Genomic DNA, 15,631 nt, shown 5'->3' on the forward strand with positions numbered 1-15,631 from the left:
CATTTCCTCTTCTTTGGATCAACGGGGGATGGAATCGAACGCGGGGTCCGACGGGGGTGGTGCGGAGGTGTTGTGCGATGCGCCGGCGGCAGTGCCGGCGATACGCTCAGGGCGACAGCTGCTCCAGCGATTTGCCCTTGGTTTCCAGGGCGAAGCGCCAGGTCACGACGGCGCCGACCAGCAGCAAGGCAGCGAAGGCCGCGAACACGTAGCGGATGCCGAGTCCGGCGATGACCGCGCCGACCAGCAGCGGCCCGCAGGCCGAGCCCAGGCGCAGCCAGGCGCTGCCCAATCCGGTGCCGATGGCGCGGATGCGGGTGGGGTAGAGCTCGGCCGAGTACAGGTACAGCGAGAAGGTGATGGTCTGCACCGCGGCGTAGCCCAGCGCCGCGAACACCAGCACCTGCGGCGCCGAGGTGCCGCCGAGCGCCGCCAGCGCCAGCAGCGGCAGCCCGCCGGCGGCGAACGCCAGCCCGTACCAGCGCTTGCGCCCGACCTTGTCGATCGACAGCGCGCAGGCCACCGCGGCGGCGACGCCGGCCAGCGAGGTGAAGAAGCCATAGGCGATGCTCTGCTGCAGCGACAGCCCGAAGTGCGTGCGGTACAGCGTCGGCAGCCAGGTGATGATGCCGTTGGCCACCAGGTAGGAGCAGAACCACAGGCTCCAGATCACCAGGGTGCGCTTGCGATAGACGCTACCGAACAGCTCGCGCCAGTCCGAGCGCTGCACCTTGGGCAGCGCGCTGCGGTCGAACACCGGCGCCGGCAACGGGCCATGGCGGCGCTCGGCGCTGCGCTCGAGTTCGGCCACGATCGCGTTGGCCTTGGCGTAGCGGCCCTTGGCGGCCAGCCAGCGCGGCGATTCGAACATGAAGAAGCGCAGCGGAATCATGATCGCCGCCGGGATCAGCCCGACCATGAACATCGCTTTCCAGCCGTAGGCCGGCACCAGGAAGTAGCCGATGCCGCCAGCGGCGACCAGGCCGAGCAGAAACATCACCTCGTATAGCAGGAAGAAGCGGCCGCGCTTCTTCGAACCGATGAGTTCGTTGATGTAGGCGCTGGCCACCGGCACCTCGCCGCCGGTGCCGATGCCCTGGACGAAGCGGAACGCGATCATCGCCGCGGCGCTGCCGGCGAACAGGCAGGCCACGTCCATCGACACGAACAGCAGGATGGTGAACAGCAGCACGTGCAGGCGGCCGATGCGCTCGGCCAGCCAGCCGAAGAACACCGAGCCCAGCAGTTGGCCCAGGTAGCCGGCCGACAGGATCGTGCCGATCTGCGCCGGCGACAGCTGCCATTCCTTGGTCAGCACCGGCATCGCGTAGGCGATGGCGATCACCGTGTAGCCGTCGAAGAACGTGGCGGCGCCGACGATGTTGCGCGCCCACCACACCTTGCGGGTGATCGGCAGGCGTTCGAGGCGTGCGCCGATCTCCGCCTGCGCCTCGGCGATGGACGGGGTGCGGGCGGTGGCGTTGGCGGTGGGGGCAGGGGCTGTGGTGGGCATGAGCATCGTGGCTGCCTTTCGCAGGACAAGGGGACCCCGACGCGGGCGCCGAAGCGTCCACGCAGCGAGACCGACAGAGAGGGCCGGGCGGTGGCCCGGGCGGATCAGGTGCTGGGGGCGGTCACGGCAACACTCCCGCTGGCCTGGATCGCGAAGGCGATGTCCTTGGCGGCCAGCAGCGTCGGCTGGAGGGCGGTCTCCAGCAGTTCGGCGTGGCTGGTGCGCACCGACGGCGCGGCGACACTGATCGCGCCGAGCGGATAGTCGTCCGCATCCAGCACCGGGACCGCCAGCACGCGCAGGCCCTCCGTCAGCATCGACTCCAGGATCACGTAGCGGTCGCGGCGGATGCTGTCGAAGGTGCGCCGGATCGTGGCGATCTCCGGCGTCTGCGCACCCTGCACGTCGACCCCGGTCACCCGCGTCACTTCCGCCGGCGCCAGGTGCGCCAGCATCGCCAGGCCGATCGCCGTACGGGTGCTGGGCACGGTGGTGCCGATGCGGATGTCCACGCCCAGGCGGGTGATGCCGGCGCGCACGCGCTCGATGTAGAGCACGTCGGGGCCTTGCAGCACCGCGAAGCTGGCCGCTTCGTTGACGTCGCTGACCAGCGTGCGCAGCAGCGGCCGCACCACGCTGCGCAGATCGCGGCGGGCGATGGCGTGGAAGCCGAGGTCGAGCACCTTCAGGGTCAGGCGGAAGCGGCGGCTCTCCGGCACGCGGTGCACGTAGCCCAGCTCGACCAGGGTGTTGAGCATGCGGAAGGTGGTGCCGGGATCGAGCCGGGCCAGGGCCGCGATCTGGCTCAGCGACAGTTCCTCGTGCTCGGACGAGAACGCCTCGAGCACGCGAAAGCCCTTGGCCAGTGACTGCACGGTGCTGCGCAGCTTCTTGTCCCCGGCCTCGTCGCCGTCGTCGGGCGCGGCGCCGGCCGCGCGCTGGGAAGTCGTCTTGATCATCTGCAGTTCCTGGAGGACCCGGGGGAATCGCCAGCTTGCTCGACCCGCCCGGTGATGTCGCTTGACAAGTGAATTTCGGATTGCGAAAATAATTTCGAAATTTCATGCCAAGACTCCGCCCGGGCGCTCGATGCGTCAAGTTGCGGCGCAACATGCGTGGGCGGTTCTCCCTGCGCGTCGACGATCCGTGGTTTCGAAACCTCCGAAAGACGAGTCATCGCCTGCTGGGAGTTGCGTAGGCGCGAGGCCATGCCGCGCCATCGCGCGATGTCCGTGCTTGGGGCGGCGCCTATCGCGAGGCGGGTGGCGTCGCGTCTGTATCGCCAGGTAGACGAACGCGGCCGTGCGCGGCGATGTCAGCCGTGCTGGCAGACAGCGGCATGGCGGCATCGATACCGTGATGCATGGCTCGAACGACCCGACAGACGCCGCCCCCGCCGGCGCAGACATGGTGGCAAGCACTCTCGTTCAAGCGCACCGCCGCCGAGGTCTCGGCAGTGCTGGTGGTGATCGGCGCGACCTACGGCTTCGTGCAGTACGTGGAGGTCAAGCCGCTGCAGCGGCAGCTGGCCGAGGCGCAGGCCGGTGCCTGCGACGCCAAGGCCGCGGCGATGTCGCTGATGCTGAGTCTGTTGCCGGGCGAGAGCCGCACCCTCTTCGATGGCGCGCTGACCATCGCCAATCTCACGCCAGCGCAGGACGATGCCAAGGTGCGGCTGCGGATCGCGCCGCTGGGTGCGGCCGCGGTCGACAAGCTCCAGCCGGTGCCGGGAGACCGCTTTCTGGTGCAAGTGCCGGGCCGTGGCCGCTATGCGGTCTACCTGCGTTCCAGCAGCGCGCAGTTCGTGGAGCTGTCGATCCTGCGGCAACCGTGAGCCGGTCGCTGGCGCCGGCACGCCGTTCAAGAAATCCAGCGCATGGCCGCCATTGCGGATAGCGGAGCCGTTTCGCCGAAGCGGCCGTCCCTCGGGGGAACGCGCATGCTGTCCTTGCCACGTTTGCTGGGCCGCCACCTGGCCAAGTTCCTGTCCAAGCCGCGCCGCCATGGCTCGCAACTGCCGACCAGCCCGCCGCAGCTGTTGCGTGCCACCCTGCGCAAGGGCGACGTGCTGCTGGTCGAGGGCAACAGCCGCTTCTCCACCGCCATCAAGTACCTGAGCCAGTCCACCTGGTCGCATGCGGCGCTGTACATCGGCGACCACGTGGCCGCGCTTCCCGGCGAGGAAGCGCCGCTGTTCTGCGATGTCGACATCAACGTCGGCGTCCGCCTGGTGGGATTGAGCGAGTTCGCAGGCCTGCACACCCGCATCTGCCGTCCGGTCGGGTTGAGCGCGCAGGAGATCGAGACCGTGGTGGAGTACATGGTCTCGCGGGTCGGCAACAGCTACGACCTGAAGAACATCTTCGACCTGGCGCGCTACCTGATCCGCACGCCGCCGCTGCCGTCGTCGGTGAAGCGGCGCTTCCTGGAGCTGGGCAGCGGCGAGCCGACCCGGGCGATCTGCTCGACGTTGCTGGCGCAGGCGTTCGGCGCGATCCGCTATCCCATCCTGCCGGAAATCGACCAGGCGCCGCCGACGGGAAGCGATGCCGGAGAAGACGCGGAGATCCTGCATCCGCGCCATCACAGCCTGACGCTGCCGCGCGATTTCGACGTCTCGCCGTACTTCAACGTGGTCAAGCCGCGCTTGCAGCAGGGCTTCGATTTCCATCGCCTGGTGTGGGAGCCGCACGCCGCCGGCGTGCCGTCTGCGAGCGCGCCGATGGATGCCGCACTGGCCTGACGGAAGACGGCTGCAGCGTGAAACTGTGGTGCGCGTTGCTCTGGCGAAGCACTTCGCAGTTCAAGTTCGAGCGCGCGCTGGCCGATACAAAATTCCGTTCTCTGCTTTCTACGCCATGAATCCCATCCAATTTCTGCGCCGCCATATCGCCAATCTGCCGATGGCGCGCAAGTTCGTCGTGCTGTGCACGCTGATCGCGCTCGGCGTGATCCTGCTCGCCGTTGCCGCAGCGCGCCTGCAATATCTCAACCTGATCGATGCGCGCAAGCAAAGCGTCAAGACCCAGGTCGACATGGGCCTGAGCGTGATGCAGCACTACGCCGATCTGGCCAAGCGCGGCGAGATGACGCAGGCGCAGGCGCAGGCAGCGGTCAAGGGCGCGCTGGCCGACATGAAGACCAACGGCGGCGTGGACTACTTCTTCATCGTCGACCCGCAGATGCGCATCGTCATGCATCCCAAGCGTGCGGTCGGCACCGACATGAGCGGCTACAGGAGCGATGCCGGCGAGTACGTGTACCGCGACATCCAGACGGCGGTGCGCAGCGGCGACGGTTTCAGCTACTACACCGCGCCCAAGCCCGGCAAGTCGGTGCAGCTGCCGAAGATCAGCTACGCCGCGCTGTACCCGCAGTGGAACTGGGTGCTGGCGATGGGCGTGTATGCCGAGGACATCCAGGCCCAGGCGATGGGCTTCACCAGGATCCTCACCGTGATCGGTGGTGGCCTGGTGGCGCTGGTGGTGGGCCTGTGCTGGCTGATCGCCGGCGCCATCGTCACGCCGTTGCGCGGCGCCACGCGGACCGCCGAGGCGATCGCCTCCGGCCGCTTCGACAATCCGATCAAGGTCGAGTCGCGCGACGAGACCGGGCAGTTGATGACCAGCATGCAACAGATGCAGACCCAGCTGCAGCGCTTCAACGGCGAGATGCAGACCCTGGTGCGGCTGCAGCAGGGCGAGGACATCAGCCACCGCATGCCGGAGGATTTCCCAGGCGACTACGGCACGCTCGCACACGGCATGAACACGGCGCTGTTCGAGCACCTGGACGCGATCGTCGAGGCGATGGCGATCATGGACGAGTACGGCCGCGGCGACCTGCGCCGCGACATGCGTCGGCTGCCGGGACAGCGCGCCGCGCTGCACGAGGCGCTGGACGTGGTCAAGGCCAACCTGTCGGCGGTCAACGGCGACATCGCGCGGCTGGCCGACGCGGCCGCCCGCGGCGACTTCACTGCACGTGGCGACGAGGCGCGCTACGCGTTCGCGTTCAAGGAAATGCTGGAAGCGCTGAACCGGCTGATGCGTCAGGCCGACAGCGGCCTGGCCGACGTCGGCCGGATCATGGGGGCGATCGCCGATGGCGACCTGTCGCAGCGCGTGGACGTGCGCTACGAAGGCGCGTTCGGCACCCTCGCCGACGCCGCCAACCGCACCGCCGAGCAACTGACCGGCATCGTGCAGGGCATCCAGCGCGCGGTCGGCTCGATCAACACCGCCGCCAGCGAGATCGCCAGCGGCAACAGCGACCTGTCGGTGCGCACCGAGCAGCAGGCGGCCAGCCTGGAAGAAACCGCCGCCTCGATGGAGGAGCTGACGTCCACCGTGAAGCAGAACGCCGACAGCGCGCGCCAGGCCAACCAGCTGGTGCTGAGCACCGGCGAGGTGGCCGAGCACGGCGGCCGCGCCGTGGAGGAAGTGGTGGCGACCATGGCCTCGATCAGCGCCGCGTCCGCGCGCATCGCCGACATCATCGGCGTGATCGACGGCATCGCCTTCCAGACCAACATCCTCGCGCTCAATGCGGCGGTGGAAGCGGCGCGCGCCGGCGAACAGGGCCGCGGCTTCGCCGTGGTGGCCTCGGAAGTGCGCACGCTGGCGCAGCGTTCGGCGTCGGCGGCCAAGGAGATCAAGGCCCTGATCTCCGACTCGGTGCAGGAAGTGGCGCAGGGCTCGACCCTGGTCAACCGCGCCGGCACCACCATGACCGAGGTGGTCGCCTCGGTGAAGCGGGTCACCGACATCATGGCCGAGATCTCCGCGGCCAGCGCCGAGCAGAGCGCGGGCATCGACCAGGTCAGCAAGACGGTGATGCAGCTGGACGAGGGCACCCAGCAGAACGCGGCATTGGTGGAAGAAGCCAGCGCGGCGGCCAAGAGCATGGAAGACCAGGCGGCGGAACTGGCACGCGCGGTGGCGGTGTTCCGCCTCGCCGGCGGTGCCGCCATCAGCGTGGCACCGGCCCCCGCGGCCAGGCCGCAGCCGGCCAGGTCGGCAGTGCGGGCTGTCGCCGTCGCCACCAAGCCCAAGCCGACGGTCCCGGTGCGGCAAGTGGCGGCCAAGCCACGCCCGATCCAGGGCGTGCCGGCGGACAGCGCGGAGTGGGAAGAGTTCTGAGCCAGTGCGGCGTGGTGGCGCCTGCTGCCACGCCGTGGCCGCTCCTGCAGGTGATGGCATCGCCTGGCATCCGAGGCGTATCGCCCCAGCTTCTTCATCCACTTTTTGCCTGTGGCTGCCTATGGTCGCAGCGACGGCGTGCCGGCAGTGCGGCGGTGGAGGAGGAGCCGAGTCGATGTTCTGGAAACGCAACAGCCTGTCGATCGTGTTGCTGGCGCTGAGCCTGCTGTTCATGGCCGCTCAGGCGCTGAGTGGCCACCAAGCCTACAACGAGGAACTGCGCCAGCAGGGGCTGGCGGCGCTGCCGATGTTGCAGTACCTGCACAGCGGGCACTTCATCGGCGCGCTGTTCGAGAACTGGGAGAGCGAGTTCCTGCAGATGGGCATGTACGTGGTGCTGACGGTGAAGCTGCGCCAGTGGGGCTCGGCCGAGTCGCGGCCGCTGTCGCCAGGGCAGGAGGACGACGCCGTCGCGCCGGGCCCGGCGCCTTGGCCGGTGCGCGCCGGCGGCATCTGGCTGGCGCTGTACGAGCGCTCGCTGGCACTGGCCTTCGGTGCGCTGTTCCTGCTCAGCTTCGTCCTGCATGCACTGGGCAGTTGGCGCCACGAGGTGGCCGAGCAGGCCATGCAGCATCGGCCGCTGCCGTCCTTCTGGGAACACGCCAGCGGCGCGCAGTTCTGGTTCGAATCGATGCAGAACTGGCAGAGCGAGTTCCTGGCGGTGTTCGCGCTGGTGGTGTTGAGCATCTGGCTGCGGCAGAAGGATTCCCCGCAATCCAAGCCGGTGCACGCGCCGCATCGGCAGACCGGCGATTGATCGCGGCGCCGAGGGCGGTGTCGACCACGGGCAATGGCCCAGACATGCGAACGCCGCGGTGCTTGTGCATCGCGGCGTCGGCGTCGTTGCGGTGGACCTGCAGTGAAGCGCTAGCGCGCCACGCTGCCCTTGGTCGAACCGGCACCCGGGCCGGCACCCAGGTCGGCACCGGTGGTCGGGTCGCTGTCCGGCTGCGACAGCGTACGCGCCGCCAGCGCCTGCACTGCGCTCTGTTCCAGTTCGCTCAGGCCCACGCTGGGCATCCCGCTGCCGCCATCCACCGCCACCTGGCGATTGCGGTTGGCAATGGACTCCCACTGGCTGCCGCTGTTCCAGGGCCCCTGCATGTCGCCGTCGCCCTGCGACATGTCGTAGTAGCGGTCGGTGAAGGCCGGATCGCCCGGCAGTTTGCCTGGCGGGAAGTTCGGCTCGATCGCGTATAGCGCCTTCTCGAAGGATTTCTGGTGCGCCACCTCGCGGGTCATCAGGAAGGTCAGCGCATCGACGATGCCCGGATCGTCGGTGACGTTGATCAGGCGCTCATACACGATCTTGGCACGCGCTTCGGCGGCGATGTTGGAGCGCAGGTCGGCCGTCGGCTCGCCGATGCTGTCCACGTAGGCCGCGCTCCACGGCACGCCACTTGAATTGACCAGCGCCGGGCCGCCGCCGTAGAGAATCTGCTGGGTCTGGCTGGTGTTGTTGTTGCGGGTGAGGTTGCGCATGTCCTCGGCTTCGGCCATGCCTTCGGACAGCACCGCCTTCGGCCCCTGGTTGAGCATGGCGATGATCGAGCCGATGATTTCCAGGTGGCTCAGCTCCTCGGTGGCGATGTCGTAGAGCAGATCCTTGCGGCCGGGATCGACCTCGCCGATGGCCTGGGTGAAGTAGCGCATCGCCGCGGCGAGCTCGCCTTGCGGGCCGCCGAACTGTTCCAGCATCAGCGAGGCTAGCGCCGGATCGGGTTGTGCCACGCGGACCGTGTACATCAGCCGCTTGTTGTGCATGAACATGGGGTTCTCTTGGAGTGCCGCCCGAACGTCGAGACGACGCAATGGCGCGACCGACGGCCGCGCGTGGGGGATAGGCGTCTTGGACGCTGCGACCCGCGCCGGCGGGCCGCAGCTGCGGCGGTCAGGCCGCCTTGCGCTTGCGTGCCGCTTCTTCGTTGCCCCCCTGCTCGGCCAGCAGGGTCAGCTTCTCGTCGGTGGACTTCTCTTCATTGAGGGTTTCCAGCAGCAGGCTCAACGCATCGTCCATGCCCAACTGCTTGGCCATGGCGGCAAGTGTGCCGTAGGAGGCGATCTCGTAATGCTCGACCTTCTGCGCGCCGCCGATCAACGCGGCATCGCGCACCGGGCCGGCTTCGATCGACTCGATCACTTCCTTGCCTTCTTCCACCAGGCCTTCCATGGCGGCGCACTTGATCCGCTTCAGGCGCAGGTTGCCTTTCTCGACGATCTGGTCGATGCGTTCGATCTGGCCCTGGGTTTCCTCCAGGTGTGCTTCGAACGCCGCGCGCAGCGCCGGGTTGGTGGAGGCGCGTGCCAGCCGCGGCAGGGCCTTGGTCAGCTGCTTCTCGGCGCTGTAGATGTCCGACAGCTCGTGGATGAACAGTTCGTCGATGGTCTTGACGGCCATGGGGAGTCTCCAGTCGATGATGGTGGGTGCTGCGGGGGAATGCGCACGCGTCGTGCGGTGCATGACGACGCTCAGTGCTTGGCGGTTTCGCCTTCGGTGCGTTCGCGCTTCAGGAACGCCAGGATCGTGGCTTCCTGGTGCTCGATCAGCCACTCGGCCATGGCGATTTCCTGGTCGAGGATGGCGGCGCAGATGTCGGCGATCTCGGTCTGCCCGGCTTCCTTGGCGGCGATCACCAGGGAACGGTAGCTGGCGATCTCCATATGCTCGAAGGCGTAGCTCACGCCCAGGCTCTTGGCCACCTCGTCGCTCATCATCGAGTTGCCGGCGGCGTGCACCGAGGCCATCACGCTCGCCACCGTACCCTTGATCGTCGGGACCGAGCCGTCGAGGATCTGGATGCAGCGCTTGACCTGCTCGGACTGATCGCGGGTTTCGTCGACGTGCTGCTCGATGCGCGCCTTCAGCTGCGGGTAGTGCTCCAGGCGGCCGGCGGTGGCAGTGAGCATGGTGTTGGCCTCCTGCTCCATGGCGTAGGCGTCCTGCAGCCACTTCAACAAGCGTTCGGTGTTGCTTCGGGTCATGGATATCGCTCCAGATGGTGTGCGCGACGCACCTGCATCGCATCGCGCGTCCGTGTGTTTTTCCCCTGTGCGATCAACCTAGACTCGCCACCGTTAGAGCAGTTGCAGCGCAGAGTGAATGCCGTGCGAGATGCCGTGTGAGGAGATATACACGGTGGCGATACGCGTGATGCGCGGGTGCTGCATGTCTTTTGCGCTCGCGCTCTTAGGAGCGGCTTCAGCCGCGACAGGTATTCCCATGAAGGCCTGTCGCGGCTGAAGCCGCTCCTAAAGAGGGGAGTGCGCTGGATCTGTGGCCTGCTAACGAAACAGCAGCAGGCGCGATGCGTGTGCTTGCGTGAGGATCACGGCGACAACATCAGGGGAAAGCCTCTCGCGGCCAGAGCCGCACCTACAGCGCCGCCAGCCCGCAGCGCTTTTCCCATTCCCGATTGCCCACTTACGATTCCCGGCCTTACAGCGTCACTGCGCCACCCGAGATGGTCAGCAACGTGCCCGAGGTATAGCTTGAGGTGTCTGCAGCCAACAGCACATAGGCCGAGGCCAGTTCCGCTGGCTGGCCAGGACGGCCGAACGGCGTCTGCTCGCCGAAGGTGCGCACCGATTCCTCATCCATGCCGGTGGGAATAAACGGAGTCCAGATCGGGCCCGGCAGCACCGCGTTGACGCGGATCTTCTTCTCGGCGAGCAGGCCGGCCAGGCCGATGGTCAGGTTGGCCAGCGCGCCCTTGGTCGCAGAGTACGGAAGGATGTTGGGCGTGGGCTTCTTCGAGTTCACCGAGGCGGTGTTGATGATCGAGCCGCCCTCGGGCATGTGCGGCAGCGCCAGCCGCACCAGGTGGAACGGCGCATGCACGTTGGTGGCGAAGGTCTTCTCCCACTCGTCGAGGGTGATCTCGTCGAAGCTGTGGAAATAGCGCTGGTAGGCCGCGTTGTTGACCAGTACGTCGAGGCCGCCGAAGGCGTCGGTCACGGTCTTGATCAACGTCTCGGTCTGCGCGCGGTCGCTGATGTCGCAGGGATGCAGCAGCACGCGCACACCGGCATCCTCAACCAGCTTGCCGATGCGCTCGGCGTCGTCCTGCTCGTCGGGCAGATAGGCGATGGCAACGTCGGCGCCTTCGCGCGCATAGGCGATCGCCACCGCCGCGCCGATGCCGCTGTCGCCGCCGGTGATCAGCGTGCGCTTGCCCTGCAGCAGGCCGTGGCCGACATAGCTGTCTTCGCCATGATCCGGTTTCGGATCCATGGCCTGGGTCTTGCCGGGAAAGGATTGCTGCTGCGCCTTGAACGGCGGCGAGGGATAGTTCGGAACGGCCATGTGCATGCCTCGTTGGGGGAGTGTCCGACGAGGGTGGGCAGGCGCAGGTAAAGCCGGGGCCAAGGCCATGTCGGCGGCATGTCACGATGCGGGCAAGCGCCCGTGCCAATGGCTGTCTGCGGTGGCGACGCCGCTGCGCCGCGAACTCAGCCGGCGGCGAGCGTGCGCGCGCCGACGATGATCATGCGCAGCATCGCGGTGATCTGCCGGATCAGTTCAGGATCCTTCTCCGGCGGCAGGTCCATCGCGGTGGCGCCCATCGCGAACACCAGCCGGGTGATCGCCTTGGACACCAGCGCCGGCTCGTGCAGCGGCGCGCCCTCCAGCGCGGCCAGGCGGATCAGGTCCACCCGCAGTTCGTCCTCGAAATAGTTCAGCTCGCGGTCCACCGCATGCTTGAACGCGTCCGAGCCGACCGTGCCCTCGCGTAACAGGACGTGCAGCAGCTTGTCGTCGGCGCGCAACTGTTCCATGAAAGTCTCAACGGAACTGAGGATGATGCTGCGGCGGTTTCCGGCGGCACGCTGCCGCGCCTGGCCGATGATGGTGCGCAGCGAGCTGCCGGCCAGGTCGATCAGCGCCACCGCCAGCTCGTCCATGTCGCGGAACTGGCGGTAGAAGCTGTTGGGGGCGATGCCGGCTTCGCGGGTCACCTCGCGCAGGCTCAACGTGGACACGCTGCGGTGCGGCCCGATCAGCTTCAGCGCCGCGGCCAGCAGGTCCTCGCGCGAGATCGCGCCCTTGCGGGCGTTCGGCGTGTCCGCGGACGGGGGAGGGGAGAGCGTCGTCATGGGCAGACCGGGCCAGGCAATGGGGGATGATAACGCCATTGCTGAATGCACAACTGTATAGACATTTGTATCTTCATCTGTATAGTGGACCCCATGAACGCTGCCCGCCGTCCCGCCAAGCTCCGCCCCGCCGCCCGCGCCCTGCGCGCCTGGGTCAAGCCGGACGTGTTCGATTTCTGGTCGACCCGCCTGCATCCGCTGTGGACCTGGCAGCGCCCGCGCGCCCGTCTGGTGCAGCGCGAGGCCGCCAGCAGCGACGCGGTGACCCTGTTGCTGCAGCCCAACCGCCATTGGCGCGGCCTGCGTGCCGGCCAGCACGTGGAACTGGGCGTGGAAATCGACGGCCGCCGGCTGCTGCGCAGCTACAGCCCCACGCCGTTGCCGGGCGGGCGCCTGGCGATCACGGTCAAGACCGTCGACGGCGGCCGGGTCAGCCAGTACCTGGCCGGCGCGGCGCGCATCGGCGAGGTGTTCGAACTTGGCCAGGCCTACGGCGAGATGGTGCTGCCGACCGCGCCGCACGGCCGCTGGCTGCTGCTGGCCGCCGGCAGCGGCATCACCCCGATGCGCGCGCTGCTGCGGCAACTGGCCGATGCCGGCATGCCGGCCGATGTCGACCTGCTGTACTGGGCGCGGCGCCACGACCAGGTCTGCTTCCGCGACGAACTGCAGGCGCTGGCCGCGGCGCATCCGCGCTTCCGCCTGCACCTGGCCATCACCGGCGAAGGCGAAACGCCGGCGCCGCGCGTGGACACGCTGCCGCTCGACGCCCTGGGCGGCCTGGAGCAGGCGCAGGTGCTGGCCTGTGGCCCGGGCGGCTTCGTGCAGGCTGCGCGCGCGCGCCTGCAGCATCAGGTGGCGCGCTTCCAGGCCGAGGCGTTCAGCCCGCCGCCGGCCCCGGCCGATGTCGAACAGGGCACCGTGGCGGTGACCCTGGCGCGCAGCGGCCGCGTGCTGCAGCTGCCGCGCGGCCAGTCGCTGCTCACCGCGCTGGAAGCCGAAGGCCTGCGGCCCAAGCACGGCTGCCGCATGGGCATCTGCAACAGCTGCGCCTGCGGCAAGCAGGCCGGCATCACCCGTGATCTGCTCAGCGGCGCCCACGCCGCCGAACCCGGTTCGCTGAAGCTGTGCGTCAACAGCGCCAGTAGCGACCTGACCCTGGACCTCTGAGGACTTCCCCATGGCGGCTCCCCGCAACCGCGCACTGACTCCGGCCGAACTGCAGGCCTTCGGCGACGAACTGGATGCGCTGCGCATGCGCACCCTGGCCGACCTGGGCGCGCGCGATGCGCGCTACATCCGCCGCATCGTCGCCGCGGTGCGCTACACCGGTGTGGCCGGCCGTGCGCTGCTGTTCTTGGGCGCCTTTGTGCATAGCGTGCTGGTGCCGGCGTGGATCGCCGGCGTGCTGCTGCTGACCCTGTCCAAGATCCTGGAGAACATGGAGCTCGGCCACAACGTGATGCATGGCCAGTACGACTGGATGGGCGATGCGCACCTGAACGGCAACACCTACGAGTGGGACATCGTCGCCACCGGCGACAACTGGCGCAAGACGCACAACTTCAAGCACCACACCTACACCAACGTGCGCGGCATGGACGACGACATCGGCTATGGCCTGCTGCGCATCTTTCCCGAGCAGCGCTGGCGCCCGTTCTACCTGGCGCAACCGTTCATCGCGGTGGTGTTCGCGCTGCTGTTCGAATGGGGCGTGGCGATTCAGGACCTGCGCCTGGGCCGCTGGCTGGCCGGCAAGATGAAGCGCGGCGAATTGAAGCGGACCTTCCTGCCGGTCGGGCGCAAGATGGGCCGGCAGATCTTCAAGGACTACATCCTGTTCCCGGCGCTGGCCGGACCGTTCTTCCTGCCGGTGCTGCTGGGCAACCTGGCCGCCAACGTGCTGCGCAGCATCTGGACCTTCGTGATCATCTTCTGCGGCCACTTCACCGCCGACGCCGAGACCTTCCCCAAGGAGTCGATCAAGAACGAGTCGCGCGGCCATTGGTACCTGCGGCAACTGCGCGGTTCCTCCAACCTGGCCGGCGGCAAGCTGCTGAACGTGCTGTCGGGCAACCTCAGCCACCAGATCGAGCACCATTTCTTCCCGGACGTGCCGGCCAACCGCTATGCGGCGCTGGCGGTGCAGGTGCGCGAGATCTGCGCGCGCTACGGCCAGCACTACAACACCGGCTCGCTGCCCAAGCAGTTCGGCCAAGTGGTGTGGCGGATCCTGCGCCACGCCTTCCCGAGCCGGCCGCGCCCGGTGCGGGCGCTGCAGCCGGCGACGCAACAGGCCGGCTGAGCCTCGCGCACAGGTCAAGCGAAAAGGCGGGGGCGACCCCGCCTTTTTCGTTGGCCAGGCGCTGGCGCGATATGCACGTCTCGCTCACGGGAGGCTGTCGATCATCCTTAGCCGCCTGCAGACGCTGGCGGCGGTGCAGGCGTCTCCCGTCGAGCGAGGGCCTGCGATGAAACCTGCCAAGCTGTTCAACGTCGTCGCCAAGAAGGCGTCGTATGCCGCCGGCACGCCCTGGACCTTCTGCATCGCGCTATGCATCGTGCTGGTGTGGGGCCTCAGCGGCCCGGTGTTCGGCTTCAACGACACCTGGCAGCTGGTCATCAACACCGGCACCACCATCATCACTTTCCTGATGGTGTTCCTGATCCAGCACACCCAGAACGCCGACACCGCGGCGATGCAGATCAAGCTCGACGAGCTGATCCGGGTCAGCGCCAAGGCCAACAACGAGCTGCTGGACCTGGAAGAACTGGACGAGAAGCGGCTGGAAGAGATTCGCCGCCAGTACGAGGAACTTGCGCGCAAGGCCAGCGAGGAACTGCGTGCGCGCAATGCGCGTCACGGCGATGGCCGCGAGACCCACGATCGCCCCAAAGGCTGAGCTGACGCCCACGCACCTGCGACGGTGGCAGCAGCGTTTCGGCGGTGAGCGCGCGACACGCCGCTGCGCGTTGCAGGGATCAGGCCGGCACGGCGCCGTCGGGATCGTCTGTGACCGCAGTCGTCGAGGCGCGCTCGGCGCCCTGCAGGGTGTCGCCATGCGGCGGCGTGGCCCGGCCGTCATCCAGTTCGGCTGGTGGCATGGACGAGGCCGCGTCGGCCATGGTGGTGTGGGTGTTGCGGCGATAGGCGCGGATGGCGGCGTAAGCCGTGCCGGCCAGCGCAAGTTTCCAGAGTAGACCGGACATCGCAGGGCTCCAATGCGGAAGGAACGGCCAGCGTCGGCCAGCGCGGGTGGCGCAGGCGTGCAGGTCACGTGCGTGCGGCGTGGTGGTGCGGATTCGCAGCGCAGTGCTTGCTCGCGTACTCTTCATGGCGCCTTGCGGGTTGGCTAACACCTTCCGGCCTAGCGTGATGCGGTCCCAGGCTTCTGCAGGAGATCGTCATGGCGCAGCGCACTTCACCTCCCACCGGCACGCACGATGTCCGCCAGGCCGCCTACCGCGGCACGCAAGGTGATGTGTCGACCGACAGCGGCGTGCCGCGCGGTCGCGACCGCGACGTGCCGTCGCAGTCCATGCCGTCGCCGCACGCACAGACACCGCAGGACCACGGCGAGGACCGCAGCGGGCGCAGCCAGCCCAACCTCGGCCAGGCCGGCACCTACGGCGCCACCGGCGAGCATGCCGGCGGCGCACACGGCAAGGCCGCCACGCCCGGCGGCTATCACGAGGACGATGGCGATGCGGCACACGACGCTGCCGCTGCAAGCGGCGAAGACTAGCCGCACCGTGCGCTGAACATGGGGGCGGCAGGCACGGGCGTGCATCTGCTGCGCCACGCGTCGGTAACGCGCACGAT

General features: G+C 68.1%; 16 protein-coding genes. 8 read left to right on the plus strand and 8 right to left on the minus strand.

Going from position 1 to position 15,631, the window contains the following annotated elements; all coding sequences use genetic code 11:
• Positions 1-106: 106 nt before the first annotated feature.
• Together SLW56_RS11840 and SLW56_RS11845 are read right to left on the minus strand one after the other, a co-directional pair.
• Positions 107-1,513, minus strand: coding sequence for an MFS transporter (locus SLW56_RS11840; protein WP_320694891.1), 1,407 nt, complete (start codon positions 1,511-1,513; stop codon positions 107-109).
• Between the two features lie 104 nt (positions 1,514-1,617).
• On the minus strand, positions 1,618-2,472 hold the full coding sequence (locus tag SLW56_RS11845) for an IclR family transcriptional regulator (RefSeq protein WP_017912848.1): 855 nt from the start codon (positions 2,470-2,472) through the stop codon (positions 1,618-1,620).
• A 404-nt stretch (positions 2,473-2,876) separates the two neighbouring features.
• On the opposite strand from SLW56_RS11845, the gene SLW56_RS11850 reads away from it, so the two are divergent.
• From SLW56_RS11850 to SLW56_RS11865, 4 genes are all read left to right on the plus strand, one after another.
• A complete protein-coding gene (locus SLW56_RS11850; RefSeq protein ID WP_039728364.1) occupies positions 2,877-3,347 on the plus strand; it encodes a hypothetical protein in 471 nt (156 codons plus the stop codon).
• Positions 3,348-3,452: 105 nt separating this feature from the next.
• The gene (locus SLW56_RS11855; protein WP_017915697.1) at positions 3,453-4,256 is read left to right on the plus strand and encodes a YiiX/YebB-like N1pC/P60 family cysteine hydrolase; all 804 of its coding nucleotides are present in this window, start codon (positions 3,453-3,455) and stop codon (positions 4,254-4,256) included.
• Positions 4,257-4,389: 133 nt separating this feature from the next.
• On the plus strand, positions 4,390-6,654 hold the full coding sequence (locus SLW56_RS11860; protein WP_320694916.1) for a methyl-accepting chemotaxis protein: 2,265 nt from the start codon (positions 4,390-4,392) through the stop codon (positions 6,652-6,654).
• Positions 6,655-6,829: 175 nt separating this feature from the next.
• A complete protein-coding gene (locus tag SLW56_RS11865) occupies positions 6,830-7,471 on the plus strand; it encodes a DUF6766 family protein (protein WP_267111404.1) in 642 nt (213 codons plus the stop codon).
• 110 nt (positions 7,472-7,581) lie between these two features.
• Here SLW56_RS11865 and SLW56_RS11870 read toward each other — a convergent pair whose 3' ends face one another.
• The 5 genes from SLW56_RS11870 to fabR all read right to left on the minus strand — a co-directional run bounded on the left by SLW56_RS11870 (position 7,582) and on the right by fabR (position 11,808).
• Entirely contained in the window at positions 7,582-8,484 is a 903-nt protein-coding gene (locus SLW56_RS11870) for a manganese catalase family protein (protein ID WP_043094621.1), read from the minus strand.
• A gap of 121 nt (positions 8,485-8,605) precedes the next feature.
• Entirely contained in the window at positions 8,606-9,112 is a 507-nt protein-coding gene (locus SLW56_RS11875) for a ferritin-like domain-containing protein (protein ID WP_048491450.1), read from the minus strand.
• Between the two features lie 71 nt (positions 9,113-9,183).
• On the minus strand, positions 9,184-9,696 hold the full coding sequence (locus tag SLW56_RS11880) for a ferritin-like domain-containing protein (protein ID WP_043094625.1): 513 nt from the start codon (positions 9,694-9,696) through the stop codon (positions 9,184-9,186).
• 454 nt (positions 9,697-10,150) lie between these two features.
• On the minus strand, positions 10,151-11,017 hold the full coding sequence (locus tag SLW56_RS11885; protein WP_320694892.1) for an SDR family oxidoreductase: 867 nt from the start codon (positions 11,015-11,017) through the stop codon (positions 10,151-10,153).
• A 146-nt stretch (positions 11,018-11,163) separates the two neighbouring features.
• Positions 11,164-11,808 (minus strand): HTH-type transcriptional repressor FabR, encoded by a 645-nt coding sequence (gene fabR, locus SLW56_RS11890; RefSeq protein ID WP_017912841.1) that lies wholly within the window; start codon positions 11,806-11,808, stop codon positions 11,164-11,166.
• A gap of 93 nt (positions 11,809-11,901) precedes the next feature.
• On the opposite strand from fabR, the gene SLW56_RS11895 reads away from it, so the two are divergent.
• From SLW56_RS11895 to SLW56_RS11905, 3 genes are all read left to right on the plus strand, one after another.
• Positions 11,902-12,978: a ferredoxin reductase gene (locus SLW56_RS11895; protein WP_320694893.1), complete on the plus strand. Its 1,077-nt coding sequence runs from the start codon at positions 11,902-11,904 to the stop codon at positions 12,976-12,978.
• A 10-nt stretch (positions 12,979-12,988) separates the two neighbouring features.
• Positions 12,989-14,113 carry an acyl-CoA desaturase gene (locus tag SLW56_RS11900; RefSeq protein ID WP_152235636.1) on the plus strand — a complete coding sequence of 375 codons (1,125 nt, stop codon included), beginning with the start codon at positions 12,989-12,991 and terminating at the stop codon, positions 14,111-14,113.
• A 166-nt stretch (positions 14,114-14,279) separates the two neighbouring features.
• A complete protein-coding gene (locus SLW56_RS11905; RefSeq protein WP_267084183.1) occupies positions 14,280-14,711 on the plus strand; it encodes a low affinity iron permease family protein in 432 nt (143 codons plus the stop codon).
• A gap of 79 nt (positions 14,712-14,790) precedes the next feature.
• Here SLW56_RS11905 and SLW56_RS11910 read toward each other — a convergent pair whose 3' ends face one another.
• Positions 14,791-15,018: a hypothetical protein gene (locus SLW56_RS11910; RefSeq protein WP_267092847.1), complete on the minus strand. Its 228-nt coding sequence runs from the start codon at positions 15,016-15,018 to the stop codon at positions 14,791-14,793.
• Positions 15,019-15,215: 197 nt separating this feature from the next.
• On the opposite strand from SLW56_RS11910, the gene SLW56_RS11915 reads away from it, so the two are divergent.
• Positions 15,216-15,554, plus strand: coding sequence for a hypothetical protein (locus SLW56_RS11915; protein WP_267092846.1), 339 nt, complete (start codon positions 15,216-15,218; stop codon positions 15,552-15,554).
• The last annotated feature ends 77 nt before the right edge of the window (positions 15,555-15,631 follow it).

The organism is Xanthomonas sp. LF07-6, assembly GCF_034105445.1.
Lineage (GTDB): Bacteria > Pseudomonadota > Gammaproteobacteria > Xanthomonadales > Xanthomonadaceae > Xanthomonas_A > Xanthomonas_A sontii.

Excerpts from the sequence above, each read along its gene's own strand:
- SLW56_RS11900 (WP_152235636.1), top strand. The coding sequence starts at position 12,989 with ATGGCGGCTCCCCGCAACCGCGCACTGACTCCGGCCGAACTGCAGGCC.
- SLW56_RS11865 (WP_267111404.1), top strand. The coding sequence starts at position 6,830 with ATGTTCTGGAAACGCAACAGCCTGTCGATCGTGTTGCTGGCGCTGAGC.
- SLW56_RS11855 (WP_017915697.1), top strand. The coding sequence starts at position 3,453 with ATGCTGTCCTTGCCACGTTTGCTGGGCCGCCACCTGGCCAAGTTCCTG.
- SLW56_RS11850 (WP_039728364.1), top strand. The coding sequence starts at position 2,877 with ATGGCTCGAACGACCCGACAGACGCCGCCCCCGCCGGCGCAGACATGG.
- SLW56_RS11875 (WP_048491450.1), bottom strand. The coding sequence starts at position 9,112 with ATGGCCGTCAAGACCATCGACGAACTGTTCATCCACGAGCTGTCGGAC.
- SLW56_RS11880 (WP_043094625.1), bottom strand. The coding sequence starts at position 9,696 with ATGACCCGAAGCAACACCGAACGCTTGTTGAAGTGGCTGCAGGACGCC.
- SLW56_RS11840 (WP_320694891.1), bottom strand. The coding sequence starts at position 1,513 with ATGCCCACCACAGCCCCTGCCCCCACCGCCAACGCCACCGCCCGCACC.
- fabR (WP_017912841.1), bottom strand. The coding sequence starts at position 11,808 with ATGACGACGCTCTCCCCTCCCCCGTCCGCGGACACGCCGAACGCCCGC.
- SLW56_RS11870 (WP_043094621.1), bottom strand. The coding sequence starts at position 8,484 with ATGTTCATGCACAACAAGCGGCTGATGTACACGGTCCGCGTGGCACAA.
- SLW56_RS11910 (WP_267092847.1), bottom strand. The coding sequence starts at position 15,018 with ATGTCCGGTCTACTCTGGAAACTTGCGCTGGCCGGCACGGCTTACGCC.
- SLW56_RS11885 (WP_320694892.1), bottom strand. The coding sequence starts at position 11,017 with ATGGCCGTTCCGAACTATCCCTCGCCGCCGTTCAAGGCGCAGCAGCAA.
- SLW56_RS11915 (WP_267092846.1), top strand. The coding sequence starts at position 15,216 with ATGGCGCAGCGCACTTCACCTCCCACCGGCACGCACGATGTCCGCCAG.
- SLW56_RS11905 (WP_267084183.1), top strand. The coding sequence starts at position 14,280 with ATGAAACCTGCCAAGCTGTTCAACGTCGTCGCCAAGAAGGCGTCGTAT.
- SLW56_RS11845 (WP_017912848.1), bottom strand. The coding sequence starts at position 2,472 with ATGATCAAGACGACTTCCCAGCGCGCGGCCGGCGCCGCGCCCGACGAC.
- SLW56_RS11895 (WP_320694893.1), top strand. The coding sequence starts at position 11,902 with ATGAACGCTGCCCGCCGTCCCGCCAAGCTCCGCCCCGCCGCCCGCGCC.